The 24,126-nt window shown below is 70.2% G+C and carries 20 protein-coding genes; 5 read left to right on the forward strand and 15 right to left on the reverse strand.

All coding sequences use genetic code 11. The features are described 5' to 3' along the window. Positions 1-116: 116 nt before the first annotated feature. From purD to BLU22_RS07025, 10 genes are all read right to left on the reverse strand, one after another. A complete protein-coding gene (purD, locus tag BLU22_RS06980) occupies positions 117-1,424 on the reverse strand; it encodes a phosphoribosylamine--glycine ligase (RefSeq protein WP_090213176.1) in 1,308 nt (435 codons plus the stop codon). 142 nt (positions 1,425-1,566) lie between these two features. Then, positions 1,567-3,174, reverse strand: a complete 1,608-nt coding sequence (purH, locus tag BLU22_RS06985; RefSeq protein ID WP_090213177.1) for a bifunctional phosphoribosylaminoimidazolecarboxamide formyltransferase/IMP cyclohydrolase — start codon at positions 3,172-3,174, stop codon at positions 1,567-1,569. 70 nt (positions 3,175-3,244) lie between these two features. Next, entirely contained in the window at positions 3,245-3,565 is a 321-nt protein-coding gene (gene fis, locus BLU22_RS06990) for a DNA-binding transcriptional regulator Fis (RefSeq protein ID WP_090213179.1), read from the reverse strand. Beyond that, the gene (gene dusB / locus BLU22_RS06995) at positions 3,562-4,557 is read right to left on the reverse strand and encodes a tRNA dihydrouridine synthase DusB (protein WP_090213181.1); all 996 of its coding nucleotides are present in this window, start codon (positions 4,555-4,557) and stop codon (positions 3,562-3,564) included. Before dusB ends, fis begins: the two co-directional genes overlap by 4 nt. Positions 4,558-4,694: 137 nt before the next feature. Then, positions 4,695-6,107 (reverse strand): DUF3426 domain-containing protein, encoded by a 1,413-nt coding sequence (locus tag BLU22_RS07000; protein ID WP_090213182.1) that lies wholly within the window; start codon positions 6,105-6,107, stop codon positions 4,695-4,697. Between the two features lie 84 nt (positions 6,108-6,191). Then, positions 6,192-7,070, reverse strand: coding sequence for a 50S ribosomal protein L11 methyltransferase (gene prmA, locus BLU22_RS07005; RefSeq protein ID WP_090213184.1), 879 nt, complete (start codon positions 7,068-7,070; stop codon positions 6,192-6,194). A gap of 214 nt (positions 7,071-7,284) precedes the next feature. Then, the gene (gene accC, locus BLU22_RS07010; RefSeq protein ID WP_090213186.1) at positions 7,285-8,634 is read right to left on the reverse strand and encodes an acetyl-CoA carboxylase biotin carboxylase subunit; all 1,350 of its coding nucleotides are present in this window, start codon (positions 8,632-8,634) and stop codon (positions 7,285-7,287) included. A 17-nt stretch (positions 8,635-8,651) separates the two neighbouring features. Next, complete coding sequence (gene accB / locus BLU22_RS07015) at positions 8,652-9,113, reverse strand: acetyl-CoA carboxylase biotin carboxyl carrier protein (protein ID WP_090213187.1); 462 nt, start codon at positions 9,111-9,113, stop codon at positions 8,652-8,654. A 19-nt stretch (positions 9,114-9,132) separates the two neighbouring features. After that, a complete protein-coding gene (gene aroQ / locus BLU22_RS07020) occupies positions 9,133-9,576 on the reverse strand; it encodes a type II 3-dehydroquinate dehydratase (RefSeq protein ID WP_090213189.1) in 444 nt (147 codons plus the stop codon). 154 nt (positions 9,577-9,730) lie between these two features. Then, positions 9,731-11,518: a protein-disulfide reductase DsbD gene (locus BLU22_RS07025; RefSeq protein WP_090213191.1), complete on the reverse strand. Its 1,788-nt coding sequence runs from the start codon at positions 11,516-11,518 to the stop codon at positions 9,731-9,733. A gap of 204 nt (positions 11,519-11,722) precedes the next feature. Between BLU22_RS07025 and BLU22_RS07030 the strand changes: the two genes are divergently transcribed. The 3 genes from BLU22_RS07030 to speA all read left to right on the forward strand — a co-directional run bounded on the left by BLU22_RS07030 (position 11,723) and on the right by speA (position 15,179). Next, a complete protein-coding gene (locus tag BLU22_RS07030) occupies positions 11,723-12,772 on the forward strand; it encodes a DUF2333 family protein (RefSeq protein WP_090213192.1) in 1,050 nt (349 codons plus the stop codon). A 10-nt stretch (positions 12,773-12,782) separates the two neighbouring features. Further along, positions 12,783-13,154 carry a translation initiation factor Sui1 gene (locus tag BLU22_RS07035; protein ID WP_090216316.1) on the forward strand — a complete coding sequence of 124 codons (372 nt, stop codon included), beginning with the start codon at positions 12,783-12,785 and terminating at the stop codon, positions 13,152-13,154. Positions 13,155-13,277: 123 nt separating this feature from the next. Next, positions 13,278-15,179, forward strand: a complete 1,902-nt coding sequence (speA, locus tag BLU22_RS07040; protein ID WP_090213194.1) for an arginine decarboxylase — start codon at positions 13,278-13,280, stop codon at positions 15,177-15,179. Between the two features lie 205 nt (positions 15,180-15,384). On the opposite strand, the gene BLU22_RS07045 is transcribed toward speA, so the two are convergent. Continuing rightward, positions 15,385-16,299, reverse strand: a complete 915-nt coding sequence (locus BLU22_RS07045; protein WP_090213195.1) for a histone deacetylase family protein — start codon at positions 16,297-16,299, stop codon at positions 15,385-15,387. Between the two features lie 177 nt (positions 16,300-16,476). Between BLU22_RS07045 and tesB the strand changes: the two genes are divergently transcribed. Continuing rightward, the gene (gene tesB / locus BLU22_RS07050) at positions 16,477-17,346 is read left to right on the forward strand and encodes an acyl-CoA thioesterase II (RefSeq protein WP_090213197.1); all 870 of its coding nucleotides are present in this window, start codon (positions 16,477-16,479) and stop codon (positions 17,344-17,346) included. Next, positions 17,343-17,969, forward strand: coding sequence for an HAD family hydrolase (locus BLU22_RS07055; RefSeq protein ID WP_090213198.1), 627 nt, complete (start codon positions 17,343-17,345; stop codon positions 17,967-17,969). Before tesB ends, BLU22_RS07055 begins: the two co-directional genes overlap by 4 nt. A gap of 18 nt (positions 17,970-17,987) precedes the next feature. Here the strand turns inward: BLU22_RS07055 and BLU22_RS07060 are convergent, their stop codons facing one another. The 4 genes from BLU22_RS07060 to BLU22_RS07075 form a co-directional block, all read right to left on the reverse strand. Continuing rightward, positions 17,988-18,422 (reverse strand): DUF411 domain-containing protein, encoded by a 435-nt coding sequence (locus BLU22_RS07060; RefSeq protein ID WP_090213200.1) that lies wholly within the window; start codon positions 18,420-18,422, stop codon positions 17,988-17,990. Between the two features lie 89 nt (positions 18,423-18,511). Continuing rightward, positions 18,512-21,424: a bifunctional diguanylate cyclase/phosphodiesterase gene (locus BLU22_RS07065; RefSeq protein ID WP_090213201.1), complete on the reverse strand. Its 2,913-nt coding sequence runs from the start codon at positions 21,422-21,424 to the stop codon at positions 18,512-18,514. A gap of 146 nt (positions 21,425-21,570) precedes the next feature. Beyond that, a complete protein-coding gene (trmA, locus tag BLU22_RS07070; RefSeq protein ID WP_090213203.1) occupies positions 21,571-22,656 on the reverse strand; it encodes a tRNA (uridine(54)-C5)-methyltransferase TrmA in 1,086 nt (361 codons plus the stop codon). Positions 22,657-22,681: 25 nt separating this feature from the next. Further along, positions 22,682-23,974: an NCS2 family permease gene (locus BLU22_RS07075; RefSeq protein WP_090213205.1), complete on the reverse strand. Its 1,293-nt coding sequence runs from the start codon at positions 23,972-23,974 to the stop codon at positions 22,682-22,684. Positions 23,975-24,126: the final 152 nt, after the last annotated feature.

Raw genomic sequence — 24,126 nt, forward strand, 5'->3', positions numbered from 1 at the left:
TGGGCGGATTATAACCGTGGCGCAGGAGGGCGCCGCCAGCACGGCCCGCGGATGCCGTCGCCGTATGTCGGGAAGTGCGCCTGCCGCCCCGCACAGGAGGGGCGGCAGGGCGGACATCAGCCTTCGCCGCGCTCGCGGGCGATGGCGCGATAGCCGATGTCGTGGCGGTAGAACATGCCGCTCCAGCGGATCTTCTCGGCCAGGCGGTAGGCCTGCTGCTGGGCGTCGGCGACGCTGGCGCCGATCGCGGTGGCGCACAGCACGCGCCCGCCGGCGGTGACGATGCGGTTGGCGGTGTCCAGCGCGGTGCCGGCATGGAACACCTTGCCGTCCAGCGCGGCGGCCTCGTCGAGGCCTTCGATCACGTCGCCCTTGGCGTAGTCGCCGGGGTAGCCGCCGGCGGCCAGCACCACGCCCACGGTCGGCCGCGGGTCCCAGGTCGCCTCGACCTTGTCCAGCGCCCTGGCCAGGGCGGCCTCGACCAGCAGCACCAGCGAGGATTCCAGGCGCACCATGATCGGCTGGGTTTCCGGGTCGCCGAAGCGGCAGTTGAACTCGATGACCTTGGGCGCGCCGTTCTTGTCGATCATCAGGCCGGCATACAGGAAGCCGGTGTAGACGTTGCCCTCGGCCGCCATGCCGCGCACGGTCGGCATGATGATCTCGTCCATCACCCGCTGGTGGACGTCCGGGGTGACCACCGGGGCCGGCGAGTAGGCGCCCATGCCGCCGGTGTTCGGGCCGGTGTCGGCGTCGCCGACGCGCTTGTGGTCCTGGCTGGTGGCCATCGGCAGCACGTTTTCGCCGTCGACCATGACGATGAAGCTGGCTTCCTCGCCGTCGAGGAATTCCTCGATCACCACCCGCGAGCCGGCCTCGCCGAAGGCGTTGCCGGAGAGCATGTCGCGCACCGCGGCCTCGGCTTCGCTGAGGGTCAGGGCGACGATCACGCCCTTGCCGGCGGCCAGGCCGTCGGCCTTGACCACGATCGGCACGTCGCCGTTCTTCAGGGCCTGGGCGCGCAGGTAGGCCAGCGCCGGCTCGACTTCGGTGAAGTTCTGGTAGGCGGCGGTGGGGATGTTGTGGCGGGCGAGGAAGTCCTTGCTGAACGCCTTGGAGCCTTCCAGCTGGGCGGCGCCCTTGGTCGGGCCGAAGATCGCCAGGCCGCGCTCGCGGAACAGGTCGACCACGCCGGCGACCAGCGGCGCCTCGGGGCCGACGATGGTCAGCTGCACGTTGGCGGCGGCGAAGTCGGCCAGGCGCTCCAGCTCCAGCACGCCGATGTCGAGGTTCTCGCACTTGGGCTCAAGGGCGGTGCCGGCGTTGCCGGGGGCGACGAAGATCTTCTCGACGCGCGGGTCCTGCGCCACTTTCCAGGCCAGGGCGTGTTCGCGACCGCCGCTGCCGATGATCAGTACGTTCATGTTTCAAGCCTCATGTTGATCGTTCCCACGCTCTGCGTGGGAACGTTGCAGTGGACGCTCGGCGTCCGCGGCATGGGACGCCGAGCGTCCCGGGCTGCATCCCCACACGGAGCGTGGGGACGATCGGTCGGTGTGGCCGACCTCAGTGACGGAAGTGGCGCATGCCGGTGAACACCATGGCCATGCCGGCTTCGTCGGCGGCGGCGATCACCTCGGCGTCGCGCATCGAGCCACCCGGCTGGATCACCGCGGTGATGCCGGCCTTGGCGGCGTTGTCGATGCCGTCGCGGAACGGGAAGAAGGCGTCCGAGGCCATCACCGCGCCCGGCACCGGCAGGCCGGCGTGCTCGGCCTTGATCGCGGCGATGCGCGCGGAGTTGACGCGGCTCATCTGGCCGGCGCCGACGCCGACGGTCTGGCGGTTCTTGGCATAGACGATGGCGTTGGACTTGACGAACTTGGCCACTTTCCAGGCGAAGATCAGGTCGTGCAGTTCCTGCTCGCTCGGCGCGCGCTGGGTCACCACCTTGAGGTCGGCCTCGCCGATCATGCCGATGTCGCGGCTCTGCACCAGCAGGCCGCCGTTGACGCGCTTGTAGTCGAGGCCGTTGATGCGCTCGGCCGGCCACTGGCCGCATTCGAGCAGGCGCACGTTGGCCTTGGCGGCGACCACTTCGCGGGCCTCGGCGGACACGCTCGGGGCGATGATCACCTCGACGAACTGGCGCTCGACGATGGCGCGGGCAGTCTCGCCGTCCAGCTCGCGGTTGAAGGCGATGATGCCGCCGAAGGCCGATTCGCTGTCGGTGGCGTAGGCCAGGTCGTAGGCCTTGCGGATGCCGCCGTCGGCTTCCGGGACCACGGCGACGCCGCACGGGTTGGCGTGCTTGACGATCACGCAGGCCGGCTTGGTGAAGCTCTTCACGCACTCCAGGGCGGCGTCGGTGTCGGCGACGTTGTTGTAGGACAGTTCCTTGCCCTGCAGCTGGCGCGCGGTGGCGATGCTGGCCTCGGCCGGGTTGGCCTCGACGTAGAAGGCCGCGTTCTGGTGCGGGTTCTCGCCGTAGCGCATGTCCTGCGCCTTGATGAACTGGCTGTTGAAGGTGCGCGGGAACTCGGCGCGGCCTTCGGTGGAGAGGGTCTCGGCCTGCTGGTCGATGGTGCCCAGGTAGTTGGCGATCATGCCGTCGTAGGCGGCGGTGTGCTCGAAGGCCTTGAGCGCCAGGTCGAAGCGCTGGGCGTAGGTCAGGCCGCCGGCCTTCAGTGCGGCGACGATGCCGGCGTAGTCGGAGGCGTTGACCACGATGGCGACGTCCTTGTGGTTCTTCGCCGCCGAGCGGACCATGGTCGGGCCGCCGATGTCGATGTTCTCGATGGCGTCCGGCAGGCTGCAGCCAGGCTTGGCCACGGTGGCGGCGAACGGGTAGAGGTTGACCGCGACCAGGTCGATGGGGTTGATGCCGTGTTTGGCCATCACCGCGCCGTCGAGATCGCGACGGCCGAGGATGCCGCCGTGGATCTTCGGATGCAGGGTCTTCACCCGGCCGTCCATCATTTCCGGGAAGCCGGTGTAGTCGGCCACTTCCACGGCGGCGATGCCGTTGTCACGCAGCAGCTTGAAGGTGCCGCCGGTGGAGAGGATCTCGACGCCGAGGGCGGCGAGCTCGCGGGCGAAGTCGACGACGCCGGTCTTGTCGGACACGCTGATCAGCGCGCGGCGGACGGGCAGGCGGGTGGTCTGGTCGGTCATCTCGGATTCCATCAGGACAGGATTGGACGGAAGCGGCGCCGCGCCGGGCGTCGCTTCGGGCGGAATAGGGTTACAGCAGGTCGTACTGCTTGAGCTTCTTGCGCAGGGTGCCGCGATTCAGACCGAGCAGCTCGGAGGCCTTGGTCTGGTTGCCCTTGACGTAGCGCATCACGGTTTCCAGCAGCGGCGCCTCGACTTCGGACAGCACCAGATTGTAGACGTCGGTCACCGGCTGGCCGTCGAGGTGGGCAAAGTAGTTCTGCAGGGCCTGCTCCACGCTGTCGCGCAGGGTCTGCCGCTCCTCGCTGGGGGCGATGAGGTGCTGTTTCAGGTTGGCGTTTTCGCTCACGGCAGTGGTTCCACTCACAAAATTCTCGGTCAAGGTCGTCATGCGGCCGGTCCGGGGTTGTCCAGCTGGCTGGCCAGGAAGCGCCGCACGTCGGCGTGCTGGGCCTCGGGGCAGTCCAGGCGATTGAAGTCGGCGCGAAACGCCTGCGCGCCGGGCAGGGTGGCCAGGTACCAGCCGACGTGCTTGCGGGCGATGCGCACGCCCTGCTCGGGACCGTAGAAGGCATGCAGCGCGGCCAGGTGTTCGAGGAGGATGCTCTCCACCTCGGCATGGCCAGGCGCCGGCAGCCGCTCGCCGGTGCGCAGGTAGTGGTCGATCTCGCGGAAGATCCACGGCCGGCCCTGGGCGGCGCGGCCGATCATCACCGCATCGGCGCCGGTGGCGTCGAGCACCGCGCGGGCCTTTTCCGGCGAGTCGATGTCGCCGTTGGCGAACAGCGGCAGGGCCACCGCCTCGCGGATCGCCGCGATGGTCGCGTATTCGGCCTCGCCGGTGTACAGGTCGGCGCGGGTGCGCCCGTGCACCGACAGCGCGGCGATGCCGGCCTGCTCGGCGATCCGCGCCACGTTCACGCCGTTGCGGTTGTCGCGATCCCAGCCGGTGCGGATCTTCAGGGTCACCGGCACGTCGACGGCTTTGACCACCGCGTCGAGGATCTGCCCGACCAGCTGCTCGTCCTTCATCAGCGCCGAGCCGGCGGCCTTGTTGCACACCTTCTTGGCCGGGCAGCCCATGTTGATGTCGATGATCTGCGCGCCCAGCTCGACGTTGCGCCGCGCCGCCTCGGCGAGCATCTGCGGGTCGCCGCCGGCGATCTGCACCGAGCGCGGCTCGGGGTCGCCGTCGTGGAGCATGCGCAGGCGCGACTTGCGGCTGTGCCACAGGCGCACGTCGCTGGTGAGCATTTCGGCCACCACCAAGCCGGCGCCGAGGCGGCGACACAGTTGGCGGAACGGACGATCGGTGACCCCGGCCATGGGGGCCAGGATCACCCGATTGGGGAGCGTGTAAGGGCCGATGCGAACCACCGACATGGGGTATCCCTGCCGCAGGGGCAAATCAGCTGCTGGAAAAGGCTGGCGATGATACCCGCTCCGTCGGCAGGGATAAAGCCGTTCTGGACGATTTTTGAACAGCGGCGCCGGGCCGCCGCACGGCCCGGCGCTGCGCGTCAGTCCGGCGAGTGGAACTCCAGGCGGTAGTTCACCGCCTGGGCGCCGGGATCGAGGATTTCCAGGGCGATGTGGATCGGCGTCTGCGGCGGCATTTCCAGGCTGCCGGCCAGCTCGCCGGCGAGGTACTCGGCGGGCTTGAAGCGGCGGCTGGCCAGCGCGCGGCCGTTGAGGTCCTCGAAGCGCAGCTCCAGCAGCGGGAACGGCTGGGCGAAGTCGGCGCGGTTGTAGAGGATGGCGTCGACGCTCAGTGCGCCGGGATGGCGCGGGTGGCTGCGCACCACCAGGTTGCTGCTCTTGATCTGGCCGACGTCGACCCGCGCCGGCAGCGCGCAGCCGAGCGGCTGGCAGAGCTGTTCCAGCCAGGGCCGCCAGCGCTCCTGGCGGGCCAGGGCGTCGAAGTTGAAGTACAGGTACTGGCCGGCCAGGGCGGCCAGCGCCAGCAGGAGCAGCACCGCCCACAGCAGCCGGCGTCCCCACTGCGGGCGCTGCGGCTGCCAGTCCAGCTGCAGCGGCTCGTCCTGCAGGTGGCGCAGGCTTTCATCGCGCAGGCGCGGCTCGTCGCGCCACTGCGGCTCCTGACGGGCGCCGGCCTCGGCGTGGCGGGCGGGGGCGCCGTCGCGCTGGGCGCTGAGGCTGCGCAGGTGGGCGGCCTCGCGGGCGTCGTCCTCCGGGTCGGCCAGCGCCTCGTCGAGGCTGTCGAAGGCATCGAGGTCGTCCATGGCGTCGAGGGTCAGGGTCGGCTCCGCGGTACGGCGCTGGCCGGGGGCGGCTTCCTCGGCGACGGCGATGTCCGCGCGCGGGCTCTGGTCGAGCAGCAGGGCTTCGGCCCAGGACTCGTCGTGGGGCTCGCGCGGCTCGTCGAGGACGCTGATGCTGGGCATCTGCGGCGGCTGGCGGTGGCGCAGTTCCTGGCTGAGTTCGAAGCTGTCCGGCTCCAGCTTGGCCAGTTCCTCGTCCAGGTCGAGGCTGTCGAGGTCGAGGTCGTCGTGGATCCACAGGGTCTGTTCGGCCCGCGCCGGGCCTGGAGCCTGTGGGGGGGGCGGTGGGTTATCCGCTGCGCGGGGCAGGTCGTCCGGCTCCGGCTCCGGCTCCGGTTGCGGGCGGGCGGGGGGCGTCTCGACGGGCGGCAGCGGCGGGGCTGCGCGGGGGCGTTCGGCCGGCTCGCCGCTGCGCTTCAGGGCGGCCAGTCCGGCGGCCTGGGTGCCGGCGGCGAGCTGGGCGAGGCCGTCGGCACCGTCGGCCGGCGGCGCATCGAACGGCTGTACCGGCAGGCCGAGCTGTTCGGCGGCATTGAACACCTTCAGGCAGGCGCCGCAACGCACGGCCCCGTGGGCCATGCCCAGTTGCGCCGCGGTGACGCGGAAACGGGTCTGGCAGTGCGGGCATTGGGTGACGTGCGAGTCGTTCATGCGCGAAGGTCCTGACGGAGACTGGTGCTTATTCTAGCGCTGCCGGCGCCGCGCCGGCAGCTCTGGCCGGGCGGCGCGGCGGGCTCAGCGGCGCACGCCGCTGATGCGCACCCAGCCATCCTTCTCGGCGGTGGGGTCGAGTTCGAAGGCGCCTGCGTAGGCGGCGCGGACTTCCTCGGCCTGCTCGGCGAGGATGCCGGACAGCGCCAGGCGGCCACCGGGGGCGACCTGCGCGGTGATGGTCGGCGCCAGTTGCACCAGCGGGCCGGCGAGGATGTTGGCGACCACTACGTCGGCGGCCTGCGGCGGCAGGTCGGCCGGCAGGTAGACCGGGAAGCGCGCCGGGTCGATGCCGTTGCGCGCGGCATTGTCGCGCGAGGCTTCCAGCGCCTGGGGGTCGATGTCGGTGCCGACCGCCCGGGGCGCGCCGAGCAGCAGCGCGGCGATGGCGAGGATGCCCGAGCCGCAGCCGAAATCCAGCACGGTGCAGTCGTTCAGATCCTGGCCGTCCAGCCACTCCAGGCACAGCGCGGTGGTCGGGTGGGTGCCGGTGCCGAAGGCCAGGCCGGGATCGAGCAGCAGGTTGACCGCGTCCGGCTCGGGCGCCTGGTGCCAGCTCGGCACGATCCACAGGCGGCGGCCGAAGCGCATCGGGTGGAAGTTGTCCATCCAGCTGCGTTCCCAGTCCTGGTCCTCGATGCGCTCGACCTGGTGCTCGGGCAGCTCGCCGCCGCGCAGCAGGCGTAGGTGGGCGAGCACCGCATCGCCGTCGGTGCCGTCCTCGAACAGGGCGAGCAGATGGGTGTGGCTCCACAGCGGGGTGGTGCCCAGATCCGGCTCGAAGATCGGCTGGTCCTCGGCGTCCATGAAGGTCACCGAGACGGCGCCCAGCTCCAGCAACTGGTCTTCCAGTGCGGAGGCCTGGTCGGGGGTGATGGCGAGGCGGATTTGCAGCCAGGGCATGGGCGGTCTCTCGGCAAGGGGGGAATGGCGGGCAAGCTTACTGGAGGGGCGGTTGCGCGGCCAGTGCAGGGGCGGAGAACGACGGCAGGTCTGTTCCACCGCTGTCACCGAGCATCGGGTGGAAAATCGCTGCGCGAGTTTTCCACCCTGCGGACAGCGCAAACGACAGAGGCCGCCCGAAGGCGGCCTCTGCATGCGGCACCGGGCTTGTGGCTCAGTGCTTGTCCATACCCAGTTTCTTTTCCAGGTAATGGATGTTCACGCCACCCTTGCAGAAGCCTGCGTCGCGCACCAGGTCGCGGTGCAGCGGGGTGTTGGTCTTGATGCCGTCGACGATCAGCTCGTCCAGCGCGTTGCGCATGCGCAGCATGGCTTCCTCGCGGCTGGCGCCGAAGGTGATGACCTTGCCGATCAGCGAATCGTAGTACGGCGGAACCGCATAGCCGTCGTACAGGTGCGAGTCGACGCGCACGCCGTTGCCGCCCGGGGCGTGGAAGTGCTTGACCTTGCCCGGCGAGGGCATGAAGGTCTTCGGGTCTTCGGCGTTGATCCGGCATTCGATGGCATGGCCGCGGATCACCACGTCTTCCTGCTTGATCGACAGCTTCTCGCCGCCGCCGATGCGCAGCATCTCCTTGACGATGTCCACGCCGGTGACCATCTCGGTGACCGGGTGTTCGACCTGCACGCGGGTGTTCATCTCGATGAAGTAGAAGTTGCCGTCTTCATAGAGGAACTCGAAGGTGCCGGCACCGCGGTAGCCGATGTCGATGCACGCCTGCACGCAGTGGGCCTGGACCTTGCGGCGGGCCTCCTCGTCGATCAGCGGAGCGGGCGCTTCCTCGATGACCTTCTGGTGGCGGCGCTGCAGCGAGCAGTCGCGGTCGCCCAGGTGGATGGCGTTGCCCTGGCCGTCGGCCAGCACCTGGATCTCCACGTGGCGCGGGTTGACCAGGAACTTCTCCAGATAAACCATCGGGTTGCCGAAGGCGGCACCGGCTTCGGTGCGGGTCAGCTTGGCGGAGGCGATCAGATCCTCCTCCTTGTGCACCACGCGCATGCCGCGACCACCGCCGCCGCCGGCGGCCTTGATGATCACCGGATAGCCCACTTCGCGGGCGATCTTCAGCGCTTCGGCCTCGTCCTCCGGCAGCGGGCCGGCGGAACCCGGCACGGTCGGCACGCCGGCCTTCTTCATCGCGTCCTTGGCCGACACCTTGTCGCCCATCAGGCGGATCACGTCGGCTTTCGGGCCGATGAAGGTGAAGCCGGAGTTCTCCACCTGCTCGGCGAAGTCGGCGTTCTCGGCGAGGAAGCCGTAGCCCGGGTGGATGCCGTCGGCACCGGTCACCTCGGCGGCGGCGATGATCGCCGGGATGCTCAGGTAGGACTGCGCGGCGGCCGCCGGGCCGATGCACACGGACTCGTCGGCCAGGGACACGTGCATCAGATCGCGGTCGGCAGTCGAATGCACGGCCACGGTCTTGATGCCCAGTTCCTTGCAGGCGCGCAGCACGCGCAGGGCGATCTCGCCGCGGTTGGCAATCAGGACTTTTTGCAACATCGCAGGTACTCCGCGTGTCAGACGATGGTGAACAGCGGCTGGTCGAACTCGACCGGATGACCGTTCTCCACCAGGATCTGGCCGATGGTGCCACTGGCTTCGGCTTCGATGTGGTTCATCATCTTCATGGCTTCGACGATGCACAGGATGTCGCCCTTCTTGACGCTCTGGCCGACTTCGACGAAGGCCTTGGCTTCCGGCGAGGAGGCGCGGTAGAAGGTGCCGACCATCGGCGAGCGAACCACGTTGCCGGTCAGTGCCGGGGCGGCCGGCGCGGCGGCAGCGGCCGGAGCGGCAGCCGGGGCGGCGACCGGAGCCGGGGCCGGAGCGGCGGCGTAGACCGGCTGGGCGGCGTACTGCGGCTGCTTGTTGCTGTGGCGGCTGATGCGTACCGACTCTTCGCCTTCGCAGATTTCCAGCTCGTCGATACCGGACTCTTCCAGCAGTTCGATCAGTTTCTTGACTTTACGAATGTCCATCAGGCACTCCGAAATGAGGTCAGGGGCGTTGAATTTGTTCTATGGCCGCTTCCAGGGCCAGGCGGTAACCGCTGGCGCCCAGTCCGCAGATCACCCCTACCGCCACATCGGAAAAGTAGGAGTGCTGACGGAACGGCTCGCGCTTGTGCACGTTCGACAGGTGAACTTCGATGAATGGGATGCTCACCGCCAGCAACGCGTCACGCAATGCGACACTGGTATGGGTGAAGGCGGCCGGGTTGATCACGATGAAGTCGACGCCCTCGCCGCGGGCGGCGTGGATGCGTTCGATCAGCAGGTGTTCGGCGTTGCTCTGCAGGTGCAGCAGCCGGTGGCCGCAGGCCTTGGCGCGGGCTTCCAGGTCGGCGTTGATGTCGGCCAGCGTGGTGGCGCCGTAGACGCCCGGTTCGCGGGTGCCGAGCAGGTTCAGGTTGGGACCGTGCAGAACCAGGATGGTGGCCATCGGGGTGTCCTGTCGAGAAGCGCCGCCGGGCGCGTTCGGGCTGTGTCGGGAAAAGCTGCCGGACTATGCCGGAAAAACCGACCGCCTGTCCAGTCGCCCGTTTTTTGCCGTAGATGGCCGCACGATACCTGACGTTGGCGTGACTCGCTCTGCCTCAGCGCGCCGCTGCGGCGCGCTCCAGGGCGCTGGCCAGAGCGCTGGCGTCGGTTTCGCCGACGATGCGCAGGTCCAGCCGCTCGTTGCCGTCGGCGGCGAACAGTTGCAGTGCCGGCGGGCCGAACAGCCGGTAGCGGTCGAGCAGGGCGCGCTGCTCGGCGCTGCTGGCGGTGATGTCGAAGCGCAGCAGGCGGTAGCCGGCCAGGCGCTCGCGCACCTGTGGCGCCTGCAGCACCTCGCGCTCGATCACCTTGCAGCTGATGCACCAGTCGGCATACCAGTCGAGCAGCAGCGGCTGGCCGGCGGCGCGCGCGGCGGCCAACGCGGCGTCCAGCTCGCCGGGGGTGGACACGGTCTGCCAGGCGTCCTGCGCCGCGCCTGCCGGCGTGGCGAAGGTGGCGGCGCCGCCCTGCCCGAGCGGGCGCAGCGGATCGCTTTCGCCGCGCAGCGCGCCGACCCAGGCGGCCAGGGCGTAAACCAGCAGTAGCAGGCCGAACAGCTGGGCGAGGCGCTGGCGGTGGGTCTTGGGAATCCACTCCAGGGCGCCTAGGTTGAGCGCCACGCCGCCGGCCAGCAGGCCCCACAGCGCCAGGCTCAGCGGGCCGGGCAGCACTCGCTCCAGCAGCCAGATCGCCACGCCGAGCAGCAGCACGCCGAAGGCGTTGCGCACCGTGACCATCCACACCCCGGCGCGCGGCAGCAGGGCGTTGCCGCCGCTGGCGAACAGCACCAGCGGCGCGCCCATGCCCATGCCCAGGGCGAACAGCTTGAGGCCGCCGCCGACGGCGTCGCCGCTGGCGCCGATGTACAGCAGCGCGCCGGCCAGCGGCGCCGACACGCAGGGCGACACCAGCAGGCTGGAGAACACCCCGAGCAGCGCCGCGCCGAGCAGCGAGCCGCCGCGGGCGTTGCCGGCCAGGCGATCCAGCGGCTCGCGGATGCAGGCCGGCAGGCGCAGCTCGAAGACGCCGAACATGGCCAGGGCGAAGGCGCTGAAGAACAGCGCGAAGGGCACCAGCACCCAGGGCGACTGCAGGCGCGCCTGCAGGTTGAGTTCGGCGCCGAACAGGCCCATCAGCGCGCCGAGCACGGCGAAGCAGGCGGCCATCGGCAGCACGTAGGCCAGCGACAGGGCCAGCCCGCGCGCGCCGCCGACCTGGCCGCGCAGCACCACCCCGGAGAGGATCGGCAGCATCGGCAGCACGCAGGGGGTGAAGGTCAGGCCGAGGCCGGCGAGGAAGAACAGCGCCAGGGCGCGCCAGTCCAGGCCGCTGGCGGCGCCGGGCGCTGCGGTTGCGGCTGTGGCTGTGGCGGGCGCGGCAGCGCCGGCACCGATGGCGAAGCTGGCGGTTTCCGGCGGATAGCACAGGCCCTTGTCGGCGCAGCCCTGGTAGCCGACCTTGAGGGTGAAGGGCGTGGCGTCCGTGCCTTGCAGCGGCACTTCGATGTCCAGCACCCCGTAGTACACCTCGACGTCGCCGAAGTATTCGTCCTGCTTGGGCGTGCCCGGCGGCAGCTGCGCGTCGCCGAGGCGCCCCGGCGGCTCGCTGCTCAGGGTCAGGCGGTGGCGGTACAGGTAGTAGCCGTCGGCGTTGACGAAGCGCAGCTTGAGGCGCTGGCCGTCCTGCTCCAGCAGGTCGAGGCGGAAGGCTTCGCCGACCGGGAGGAAGTCGCTGCTGTTGTTCAGCGCGCTGGCGCCGAGCAGCGGAGCGGGGCGACTGTCGAACAGGCTGGCGGCGGCGGGCAGGATGCAGAGCAGCAGAAGCAGGGGCAGCAGGCGACGCATTGCGGTTTCTCGACGGGGAACGCCGGCATCATAGCGGAAAGGGCCTGCGGCGGCCTGCGGCAGACTGCCCCCGTAGGTAACCGGGCTTTTCGGCGTGAGCCTGCGCGGTGTCGCGCGCATGCTTTATAGTGCAAGGCAATCAGCGGCTGCCCAGCGCGCAGCCGCCCGCCTGCAATCGACTGCTCGGGGAGTGGGAAGCCAATCATGCTGAACTGGAAAAAACGCGTGGGAACCGTGCGCGACAGCGTCGACGACTCGGTGGAGGATGTGCGCAGCTATCTGGGCGGAATCTGGGCCAGCCGCGCGGTCGGCGCGGTGGTCGGCGTCTACCTGCTCGGCACCCTGGTGGTCGGCTGGTACTGGAGCATCGAGCCGGAACGCTTCGCCGTGCAGCAGCAGGCCCAGGCCGCCGCCGAGCAGGCGCAGGTCGAGCTGGTGCCCGGCTACACCACGGTGGAAACCCTGAAGCGCGTGGCCGGCACCCTGCTCGACAAGTCGGGCGGCTACCTGTCCAACGACCTGGCGCCGCCGGGGCTGTGGCTGGACAACATGCCCAACTGGGAATACGGCGTGCTGGTGCAGGTGCGCGACCTGTCCCGCGCGCTGCGCAAGGACTTCGCCCGCTCGCAGTCGCAGTCCACCGAGGACGCCGACCTGGCCAAGGCCGAGCCGCGTTTCAACTTCGACAACAAGAGCTGGGCGCTGCCGGCCAGCGAGCAGGAGTACCGCGCCGGCATCCAGTCGCTGAGCCGCTTCCAGACGCGCCTGGCCGACCCCAACCAGAGCCAGGCGCAGTTCTACGCCCGCGCCGACAACCTGCGCAACTGGCTGACCGACGTGGAAACCCGCCTCGGCTCGCTGTCCCAGCGGCTGTCCGCCAGCGTCGGGCAGATGCGCCTGAACACCGACCTCAGCGGCGCCATCCCCGCCGGCAGCGAGGAGATCGTCAAGACGCCCTGGCTGCAGATCGACAACGTGTTCTACGAGGCGCGCGGCCAGGCCTGGGCGCTGTCGCACTTCCTGCGCGCCATCGAGGTGGACTTCGCCGACGTGCTGGCGAAGAAGAACGCCACGGTCGGCGTGCGGCAGATCATCCGCGAGCTGGAGGCCGCCCAGGAGCCGCTGTGGAGCCCGATGATCCTCAACGGCGACGGCTTCGGCATCCTCGCCAACCACTCGCTGGTGATGGCCAACTACATCTCGCGGGCCAACGCGGCGATCATCGACCTGCGTCAGCTGCTCGAACAGGGTTGAGGTGGCCGGCGTGAGCAAGAAACTCTCTTCCCTCGCCGCCCTCGGCGGCCTGGTCTATTCCACCGACGCCGGGCGCCACTGCCCGGACTGCTCGCGGCCGGTCGGCGAATGCATCTGCGGCCAGCCGCAGGTGCCGGCCGGCGACGGCATCGCCCGGGTGCGCCGCGAGAGCAAGGGCCGCGGCGGCAAGACGGTGACCACCATCAGCGGCGTGCCGCTGGCCGGCGAGGAACTCAAGGCGCTGGCCACCGCGCTGAAGAAGCGCTGCGGCACCGGCGGCGCGCTCAAGGACGGGGTGATCGAGATCCAGGGCGAGCACGTCGAGCTGCTCATCGGCGAACTGGAGAAGCGCGGCTTCAAGGCGAAGAAATCCGGCGGCTGAGGCTGCCGCCCTTGCAGGAGCGAGCGTGCTCGCGATCCTCGCCGCACCAGAGCATCGCCAGCCAGTCGGCTCCTGCAGGTCGGGCGTCCCGGGCCGTCCATCACGATCCAAGGAGAGCTGGACATGGCAAAAGGCAAGAACGCAGACGAGTGGAGCGTGGCCGACAGCCGCCGCGTCTACGGCATCCGCCACTGGGGCGCCGGCTACTACGCGATCAACGAGGCCGGCAACGTCGAGGTGCGCCCCCACGGCCCCCACGGCGCGCCCATCGACCTGAACCTGCTGGTCGCCCAGCTGCGCGACTCCGGCCTGTCGCTGCCGCTGCTGGTGCGCTTCCCCGGCATCCTCCAGGACCGTGTGCGCCAGCTCACCGGCGCCTTCGACGCCAGCATCCTGCGCCTCGACTACCAGAACGGCTACACCGCGCTGTACCCGATCAAGGTCAACCAGCAGGAGGCGGTGGTGGAGAACATCATCGCCACCGACAACGTCGCCATCGGCCTGGAGGCCGGCTCCAAGCCCGAGCTGATGGCGGTGCTGGCGCTGGCGCCCAAGGGCGGCACCATCGTCTGCAACGGCTACAAGGACCGCGAATTCATCCGCCTGGCGCTGATCGGCCAGAAGCTCGGTCACCGGGTGTTCATCGTCGTCGAGAAGGAATCCGAGGTGCCGCTGCTGATCGAGGAAGCCGCCGCCCTCGACGTGCAGCCGTGGATCGGCCTGCGCGTGCGGCTGTCCTCGCTGGCCTCCAGCAAGTGGGCCGACACCGGCGGCGAGAAGTCCAAGTTCGGCCTCTCGGCGGCGCAGATCCTCGCGGTGCTCGAACGCCTGCGCGGCGCCGGGCTGGAGCAGAGCGTGCGCCTGCTGCACTTCCACATGGGCTCGCAGATTTCCAACATCGCCGACTACCGCAAGGGGTTCCGCGAGGCGGTGCGCTACTACGGCGAGCTGCGCGCCCTCGGCCTGCCGGTCGATCACGTCGACGTCGGCGGCGGCCTGGGCGTCGACTACGACGGTACCCATTCGCGCAACGCCAGTTCGATCAACTACGGCATGGAGGACTACGCCGCCACCGTGGTCGGCATGCTCAAGGAGTTCTGCGACCGCCAGGCGCTGCCGCACCCGCACATCTTCTCCGAGAGCGGCCGCGCGCTGACCGCCCACCACGCGGTGCTGGTGGTGCAGGTCACCGACGTCGAGCGGCCCAACGACGCGCTGCCGCAGCTGCCGGCCGACGTCGAGCTGCCGGAGAGCCTGCAGGCGCTGTTCGAGCTGCTCGGCCCCAACGACCCGGAGATGGTCGCCGAGACCTACTGGCGCGCCACCCACTTCGTCGGCGAGGTGGCCGCGCAGTACTCGGCGGGCAAGCTGTCGCTGGTGCAGAAGGCGCTGGCCGAGCAGGCCTACGCGGCGATCTGCCGGCGCCTGCACGAGCAGCTCAAGGCCCGCCAGCGCTCCCATCGCCAGGTGCTCGACGAACTCAACGACAAGCTGGCCGACAAGTACATCTGCAACTTCTCGGTGTTCCAGAGCCTGCCCGACACCTGGGCCATCGAGCAGATCCTGCCGATCCTGCCGATCCACCGCCTGCACGAGCAGCCCGGCCGCCGCGCGGTGCTGCAGGACCTGACCTGCGACTCCGACGGCAAGATCCGCCAGTACGTCGACGAGCAGAGCATCGAGACCAGCCTGCCGGTGCACGAACTGCGCGACGGCGAGGACTACCTGCTCGGGGTGTTCCTGGTCGGCGCCTACCAGGAAATCCTCGGCGACATGCACAACCTGTTCGGCGACACCGACTCGGTGAACGTCTACCAGCGCGGCGACGGCAGCGTGTTCCACGCCGGCATCGAAACCCACGATACCATCGAGGACCTGCTGCGCTACGTGCACCTGGAGCCCAGCGAGCTGATGTCGCTGTACCGCGACAAGGTCGCCGGCGCGCACCTCACCGCCCGCGAACGCACCCGCTACCTGGACATCCTGCGCCTCGGCCTGACCCGCTCGTCCTACCTGGCGACCTGAGCGGTCGCCGGGCCGGAGCGCTGCCGTTGCCCGTGGGCGCGGCGCCCTCGCCGCGACGGCGCGGCATCGGGCCACATCGTGCCCGCGCCGCGTTGTCCACCTGAACCGGACGCCGGAGCGGTGTCTGGGCTGGTAGAGGCTCGCTGCGGAGTCCTCTACCCCACGAGCTGAACGCCGGGCCGGGTGCGCCGCACCCGGCAGGGCGTCAGCGCAGGCCGAACTGCGCCCAGGCCCGCGCCGCGCTGTGGTGGAGGATGCCGTGGCGGCGCGCCAGCGCCGGGCGGTCGCGGTCGTAGCCGCCGCCGATCACGCAGGCCACCGGGATGTCGCGCTCCAGGCAGTGGCGCAGCACGCAGGCGTCGCGCGCGGCGATGCCCGCGTCGCTGAGCGCCAGGCGGCCGAGCACGTCGGCGGCGTGCACGTCGACTCCGGCGTCGTAGAGCACCAGGTCCGGCTGGCAGAGCGGCAGCAGGTAGCCCAGCGCGTCCTCCACGACCCTCAGGTAGGCAGCGTCGCCGGTGCCCGGCGGCAGGGCGATGTCCCAGTCGCTGCGCGCCTTGGCCGGCGGGAAGTTGTGCTCGCAGTGCAGCGACACGGTCAGCGCGTCGCCGCAGTCCTCCAGCAGGGTGGCGGTGCCGTCGCCCTGATGCACGTCGCAGTCGAAGATCAGCAGGCGCCGCACCCGGCCGCTGGCCAGCAGCTGGCGGGCGACCACCGCCAGGTCGTTGAACACGCAGAAGCCCGAAGGCTGCGCGTAGTGGGCATGGTGGGTGCCGCCGGCCAGATGGCAGGCCAGGCCGTGGCGCAGGGCCAGTTCGGCGGTGAGCAGCGAGCCGCCCTGGGCGCGCAGGGTGCGGCGCAGCAGCCCCTCGCTCCATGGCAGACCGAGCTGGCGCTCCTCCTGACGGCTCAGGGCGCCGTCGAGGAAGCGGCGCACATAGTCCGGTGCGTGGGTCAGGGCCAGCACCTCGCGCGGGCACTCGGCGGGGCTGTGCCACGCCGCGTCCGCCAGGCTGGCGCGCAGGTGCTCGTGGAGCAGGCGGTACTTCTCCATCGGGAAGCGATGGCCGTCCGGCAGCGGCGGACTGTAGTCGGGATGGTAGACCAGGGGCAGCGGCATGCGGGGCTCCGGCGGGCGCGAGGCGAGGGGCCATTATGCGCCTCGCGGCGCCGCGCACAGACGCCGGCAAAGCCATTACCATGTGCGCAGGGCGGCCGGCATCGCGCGGCGGCCCTGCCCATTCCGTTCGCGCCCGCCGCCGCCCGCCGCGGGCGCTCCCGTGTCGAGGAGATTCCCATGACCCAAGTGCTCGACGAGCTGGTGGCCCTGCTCAGTCTGGAAACCATCGAGGAAAACCTGTTTCGCGGCGTCAGCCAGGATCTCGGCTTTCGCCAGCTGTTCGGCGGCCAGGTGATCGGCCAGTCGCTGTCGGCGGCCAGCCAGACGGTCGAGGCGGAGCGCCAGGTCCACTCCATGCACGGCTACTTCCTGCGCCCGGGCGACGCCACCCTGCCGGTGGTCTACCAGGTCGACCGGGTGCGCGACGGCGGCAGCTTCAGCACCCGGCGGGTGCTGGCGATCCAGAAGGGCCGGCCGATCTTCAGCTGCAGCGCCTCCTTCCAACTGCCCGAGGAGGGCTTCGAGCACCAGATCGCCATGCCCGAGGTGCCGGGCCCCGAGGGTCTGCTCTCCGAGCAGGAGCTGAGCCGGCAGAACATCTACCTGCTGCCCGAGGGCGTGCGCGAGCGGATGGACTTCGACATGCCGATCGAGATCCGCCCGGTCAACCCCACCGACGCGCTCAAGCCCGAGCCGTGCGAGCCGTGCAAGTACCTGTGGTTCCGCGCCGACGGCACGCTGCCGGACAACCCGGCGCTGCACAAGTACCTGGTCGGCTACGCCACCGACTTCGGCCTGCTGACCACCTCGCTGCTGCCCCACGGCGCGTCCTTCTGGCAGCGCTCGATGCAGATCGCGAGCCTCGACCATTCGCTGTGGTTCCACCGCGACGTGCGCGCCGACGAGTGGCTGCTGTACGCCATGGACAGCCCATGGGCCGGCAACGGCCGCGGCTTCGCCCGCGGCAGCATATTCAACCGCGCCGGCCAGCTGGTCGCCTCGGTGGCCCAGGAAGGGCTGATCCGCCATCGCGCGGACTGGGCATGAGGGTGGTGCGTCTGCCGGCACGGCAGAGCGGCGTCGAGCTGGCCCGGCGGCGTCACTGGGTGTTCGACATGGACGGCACCCTGACCGTTGCGGTCCACGACTTCGCGGCGATCCGCCGCGCCCTGGAGATTCCCGCCGAGGCCGACATCCTCGCCCACCTGGCGGCGCTGCCGCAGGACGAGGCGCAGGCCAAGCATGCCTGGCTGCTGGAGCACGAGCGGGCGCTGGCCGAGGCCGCGCAGCCGGCGCCGGGCGCGGTGGCGCTGGTGCGCGGCCTGTACGCGCGCGGCGCGCGCCTCGGCCTCCTCACCCGCAACGCCCGCGAGCTGGCGCTGTTGACCCTGCAGGCCATCGACCTGCATGACTGCTTCGCCGCCGCCGACATCCTCGGCCGCGACGAGGCGCCGCCCAAGCCGCGCCCCGACGGCCTGCTGCAACTGGCCGGACGCTGGGCGGTGCCGCCGCAGGAGCTGGTGATGGTCGGCGACTTCCTCCACGACCTGAGCTGCGCGCGCGCCGCCGGCGCCTGCGCGGTGCTGGTCAACCGCGCGGACAATCCCTGGCCGGAACTGACCGACCATCACGCCGCCGACTGCCGGGCGCTGCAGGCGCTGCTCGGCTGAATACGCCGGCGCGCCGCTTCAGCGCTGCGGATAGTCGGCCAGCACCCGCTCGGCGCCGCCGCGTTCGAGGCCGATCACCTGGTAGGCGTCGTGACGCGCGCCCATCTCCATGCCCGGCGAGCCGATCGGCATGCCCGGCACCGCGGCGCCGAGCAGCTCCGGGCGCTGGCGCAGGGCGAGGATCTCGCTGGCCGGGACATGGCCCTCGACGAACTGCCCGCCGATCACCCCGGTGTGGCAGGAAGCCAGACGCGGCGGCACGCCGAGGCGCTGCTTGACGGCGCTCATGTCGCGCTCGATGTGGTCGTTGACGGTGAAGCCGTGGCTTTGCAGATGGTCGATCCAGGCCGTGCAGCAGCCGCAGTTGGGGTCGCGGTAGACGTCGACGGTCAGCGGTTCGGCGGCCTGGGCGGCGCCGGCGAGGAGCAGCAGGGACAGCAGCGGGGTGCGCATGGCGAAACGATCTCCGGAGAATGACGGCTGCAGCTTAAGCGCTGCGGCCGGTCATCCCAAGCGGCAATGGTTTCCGTCCGTTGCACGTCTCAGACGGGGCTTGCGGTCTCGGCGTGGCGCGCCTGCCAGGCGCGCACCCAGGCCTCGAAGGCCTCGGCCGGCAGCGGGCGGCTGAACAGGTAGCCCTGCGCCTCGTCGCAGCCGAGCAGCTGCAGCTCGCTCTGCTGCTCGCGGGTTTCCACTCCCTCGGCGATCGCCAGCATGTCCAGGCTGTGGGCCAGGCCGAGGATCGCCTGGACGATCGACTGGTCGTCGCTGTCCTGGCTGAGGTTGCGCACGAAGGACTGGTCGATCTTCAGCTTGTGGGCCTCGAACTGCTTGAGGTAGCTGAGCGAGGAGTAGCCGGTGCCGAAGTCGTCGATGGCCAGGCGCACGCCCAGCTCGCGCAGGCGGCGCACCACCTCGATCACCTCGGCCGGCTTGTGCATCGCCACGCTCTCGGTCAGTTCCAGTTCCAGGCAGGCCGCCGGCAGGCCGGTCTCCTTCAGCACCGTGGCGACCAGGTCGCACAGGCCGGCGTCGTTGAACTGCGCCAGCGACAGGTTGACCGCCATGGTGGTGTCGGCCGGCATGCCCTGCTGCAGCCAGGCCTGCATCTGCGCCGCGGCGGTGCGCAGCACCCAGGCGCCGATCGGCAGGATCAGCCCGCTGCTTTCGGCCACCGGGATGAACTCGGCCGGGCTGATCGCGCCCATCTGCGGGTGATTCCAGCGCAGCAGCGCCTCGGCGCCGACCAGCCGGCGGCCGTCGATGCTCAGCTGCGGCTGGTAGTGCAGGTGCAGCTCGTCGTTGTGCAGGGCCTGGCGCAGGGCGTTCTCCAGGCTGAGCATGCGCGCCGACTGCGCCTGCAGCTCGGCGGTGAAGAAGCGGTGGCGATCGCGGCCTTCCTGCTTGGCGCGGTACATGGCCGCGTCGGCGTGCTGGGCCAGGCGGTCGAAGTCCTGGCCGTCGTCGGGGTAGAGGGCGATGCCGATCGACGCGCTGACGCTCAGCGACAGGTCGTCGATCTGGAACGGGCTGCCGAGCAGGGCACGCAGGCGCTCGGCCAGGTGCGCGGCGCTGGCCGCGTCGCTGCACGTCAGGCTGAGCATGAACTCGTCGCCGCCCTGGCGCGACAGGGTGTCCTCGTCGCGCAGCGCGCCCTGCAGGCGCTGGGCGATCTGCACCAGCAGGGCGTCGCCGACGCGATGGCCGAGGGAGTCGTTGATGTTCTTGAAGTGGTCGATGTCCATGAACATCAGCGCCACGCCGCTGTGCTGGCGCTCGGCCATGCCCAGCGCCTGCTCGAAGCGCGAGCGGAACAGGGTGCGGTTGGGCAGCCCGGTGAGGGCGTCGAAGTGCGCCAGGTGCTCGATGCGCTGCTGGTCGAGCTTGCGCTGGGTGATGTCCTCCATGATCGCCAGGTAGTGGGTGGCGCGTCCCTCGTTGTCGAACACCGGGGAGATCAGCACCGCCTCGTGGTATTCGCTGCCGTCCTTGCGGCGGTTGAGGAACTCGCCGCGCCACGGCTTGCCGGTGCGCAGCTGGCGCCACATCGCCGCATAGGTGCCCGGCGGGGTCTTGCCCGAGTGCAGCAGGCGCGGGGTCAGCCCGCTGGCTTCGGCCAGGGTGTAGCCGGTGACGGTGGTGAAGGCCTGGTTGGCGTACTCGATGCGCGCCTGCAGGTCGGTGATGACGATGGTGTGCGGGCTCTGCTCCACCGCCTGCCTGAGCTTGCGCAGGCTTTCCTGCTCGCGGGTGCGCGCGGTGACGTCGCGCGACAGCACGATGAAGTGCGGCGCGCTCTGGCCCGCCTGACGCAGCGGGGCGACCGACAGCTCGAAGCGGTGCTCGTTGCCGTCGTCGAGGCGCAGCAGCAGCTGGCGGCCGTTGGAGTGCCCGGTTTCGAGGGTTTCCTGCAGGGCGGCCATGCACACCGCCGCCGCCTCGGCGGGCAGCGCCTCGTGGACGGTGCGGCCGAGCAGCTGCTCGCCGGGCATGCGCACCTGTTCGTTGCGCGGGGTGTGCACCGCCAGATGGCGGCCGTGGATGTCCATCTCGAACAGGCGGTCGGGGATCGCATCGAGGATCGCCTGGCTGTGCTGGCGGGCCTGCTCCAGGGCGCGGTAGGGCGCGGCGACGGTTTCGACGAAGATCGCCCGGTACAGCAGCAGGTAGGCCAGCACCTTGTAGACGTGGCCGCCGAGGTTGTAGCTGTCGGTGGGCATGGTGTAGAGGGCGAACGGCAGCTCGCCGATGATCATGGTCAGCAGGCTGGCGAGCAGCAGCGGCACGTCGAAGCGCGACGGCTGGCGCAGGCGCGCCAGCAGCAGGGCGAAGGCCAGCAGGTGCAGGAGGATCACCCCGCCCTCGGCGAGACGCTTGAGCGGCGTCAGGCCCAGGCCGGCGACATAGGTGGTGGGCAGCAGCTCGGGGCGCCAGAGCACCAGCCAGTGGATCGGCAGCAGCAGGGCGAGCAGCGCCAGCAGCGGCAGGAAGCGCCGGCGCGACGGCTGGGCGGTGGGCGTCTCGGTCGCGGAGTCCTGCCAGGGCCGCCAGACCAGCGCGAGCAGGGCGAAGGCGGCCAGGTAGCGGGCCGGCAGCCAGAAGTTGATGCCCTTCTGCACATCGCTGGGGGTGACGAAATCGGGCATGCCGGGGAAGGACAGCATGTGCGAGAAGTCCAGCACGGCGACGCCGAGGAAGGCGCAGGAGGCGACCAGGATGTTGCGCTGGCGGTGCAGGGCGTAGGTGTTCCAGCCGACCGCGAAGATCAGCGTGGCGACCACGATGGCCATGACCTCCAGCAGCATGTGCCAGGTCAGGAAGCCGGCGACCCGCGAGCTGGCCTCGCCCAGCCTGGCGAGCAGCAGCAGGCCGCCGAGCAGCAGGATCAGCACTCCCAGGCTGAGGCGCAGTGAGCCGCGGTGTTGCGGGTGAATCCAGTCCAGTTCAATGCGCACGGTGCGGCATCCTTTCTCTTCCCGGCAGACGGCCCGGCGCGAGCGCCTTCGGGGCGCTCGCGCGGCAACGGCATGGTAATAGCGCTGATATTGCCGGAAATGTGCCCGGCTGCCCGCCGTGCGTCAATCCGGCCAATGGCGAGTGGTCAGCGCCGCTGCAGCAGCACGCCGCTCTCCATGTGGTGGGTCCAGGGGAACTGGTCGAACAGCGCGCAGCGCACGATCCGGTGGCTGTCGTGGAGCTGGGCGATGTTGGCCGCCAGGGTCTCCGGGTTGCAGGAGATGTACAGGATGTTGTCGAAGCGCCGGGTCAGCTCGCAGGTGTCCGGGTCCATGCCGGCGCGCGGCGGGTCGACGAACACGCTGCCGAATTCATAGCTCTTCAGGTCGATGCCGGCCAGGCGGCGGAACGGGCGCACCTCGTTGAGCGCCTGGGTCAGCTCCTCGGCGGACAGGCGCACCAGCTCGATGTTGCCGATGCCGTTGTCCTCGATGTTGGCCAGCGCGGCGTTCACCGAGGTCTTGCTGATCTCGGTGGCCAGCACGCGGCGCACCCGGGTGGACAGCGGCAGGGTGAAGTTGCCGTTGCCGCAGTACAGTTCGAGCAGGTCGTCGTCGCGCTCGCCGAGCGCATCGAAGGCCCAGTTGAGCATCTTCTCGCAGACCACGCCGTTGGGCTGGGTGAAGGCGCCTTCCGGCTGGCGGTAGCGGAAGGCCCGCCCGGCCACCGTCAGCTCCTCCTCCACGTAGTCGCGGCCGACGACGATGCGCTTGCCGCGCGAGCGGCCGATCAGGCTGACGCCGAGCTGGGCGGCGAGCTGCTCGGCCTCGGCCTGCCAGGCCGCGTCGATGGGCCGGTGGTAGCACAGGGTGATCAGCGCATCGCCCTTGAGGGTGGTGAGGAACTCGACCTGGAACAGCTTGTGCGACAGCACCTCGCTCCCCTGCCAGGCGGCCTTGAGCTGCGGCATCAGCGCATTGATGCGCTGGCTGGCGATGGGGAACTGCTCGATCAGCACCGGGGTGTGCTTGTCGCCCTCGAACATCGCGTAGTGGCGCCCGCCGTCCTCGCGCCACAGGCGGAACTCGGCGCGCAGCCGGTAGTGCTCGGCCGGCGAGTCGAACACCGCAGGCTCCGGAGCGGCGAAGGGCGCCAGCAGGTCCTGCAGGCGGGCCTTCTTGGCGGCGAGCTGGGCGGCGTACGGGGTCGGGTCGAGGGCGGAGTTGGACATGGCGGTCTCGTGTCGGAAAGGGGAGTCAGGCGAAGAAGCCGAGCTTGACCACGAACAGCGCCGACAGCACCCACATGGCGCTGTTCAGCTCGTGGCGGCGGCCGCACAGCAGCTTGATCGCCGTCCAGCTGATGAAGCCCAGGGCGATGCCGTTGGCGATGGAGAAGGTCAGCGGCATGCTCAGCGCGGCGACCATCACCGGCGCGGCCTCGCTGAGGTCGTCCCAGGCGATCTGCGCCAGGCCGCCGGTCATCAGCACGGCGACGAAGAACAGCGCCGGGGCGGTGGCGTAGTCGGGCACCGCGGCGGCCAGCGGCGAGAAGAACAGGCTGAGCAGGAACAGCGCGGCGACCACGCAGGCGGTCAGCCCGGTGCGTCCGCCGGCGCTGATCCCGGCGGTGGATTCGATGAAGCTGGTGGTGGTCGAGGTGCCCAGCACCGCGCCGGCCATGGTCGCCGTGCTGTCGGCCAGCAGCGCGCGGCCCAGGCGCGGCAGCCTGCCGTCCGGACCGACCAGCCCGGCCTTCTGCGCCACGCCGATCAGGGTGCCGGAGGTGTCGAACAGGTCGACGAACAGGAAGGCGAAGATCACGCTGACCAGGCCGACGTCCAGGGCACCGGCGATGTCCAGCTGCAGCAGGGTCGGCAGCAGGCTCGGCGGCGGCGCCACCAGACCGTTCAGGTGGGTGAGGCCGAGGGCCAGCGAGGCGCCGGTGACGGCGAGGATGCCGAGCATCACCGCGCCGGTGACCCTGTGGTGGACCAGCGCGACGATCAGCACGAAACCGAGGCCGGCGAGCAGCGGGCCGGGCTGGGCGAGGTCGCCGAGTGCCACCAGGGTGGCCGGATGATCGACGACGATGCCCGTGTTCTTCAGGGCGATCAGCGCGAGGAACAGGCCGATGCCGGCGCTGATCGCGGTGCGCAGCGGCAGCGGGATGCTGTGGATGATCCATTCGCGGATGCGGAAGATCGACAGGGCGAAGAACAGCAGGCCGGACAGGAACACCGCGCCCAGGCCCACCTGCCACGTGTAGCCCATGGTCATCACCACAGTGTAGGTGAAGAAGGCGTTCAGGCCCATGCCGGGGCCGAGGGCGATCGGGTAGTTGGCCCACAGGCCCATGATCAGCGAGCCGAGCGCGCCGGCCAGGCAGGTGGCGACGAACACCGCGCCCTGGTCCATGCCGGTCTTGGCGAGGATGCTCGGGTTGACGAACAGCACGTAGGCCATGGTCAGGAAGGTGGTGACGCCGGCGAGGATCTCGGTGCGCACCGTGGTCTGGTGGGCCTTGAGGTGGAACAGTCTTTCCAGCATGGGGATCTCCGATGCTCGACGCGGCGAGCGGGACGCCGCGGGTGGGCGTCGACAGGGCCGCCGCCGGCCTTGTGGGCGGGCGGGAGCGGGCGGTGGAAAAAGCCGCGCATGATACCAGCGCGGCCGGGGCCGGTGAAATTGCGGGCGGGGCG

The sequence above is a fragment of the Pseudomonas guangdongensis genome (assembly GCF_900105885.1).
In the GTDB taxonomy this organism is placed as follows: Bacteria; Pseudomonadota; Gammaproteobacteria; order Pseudomonadales; family Pseudomonadaceae; genus Geopseudomonas; species Geopseudomonas guangdongensis.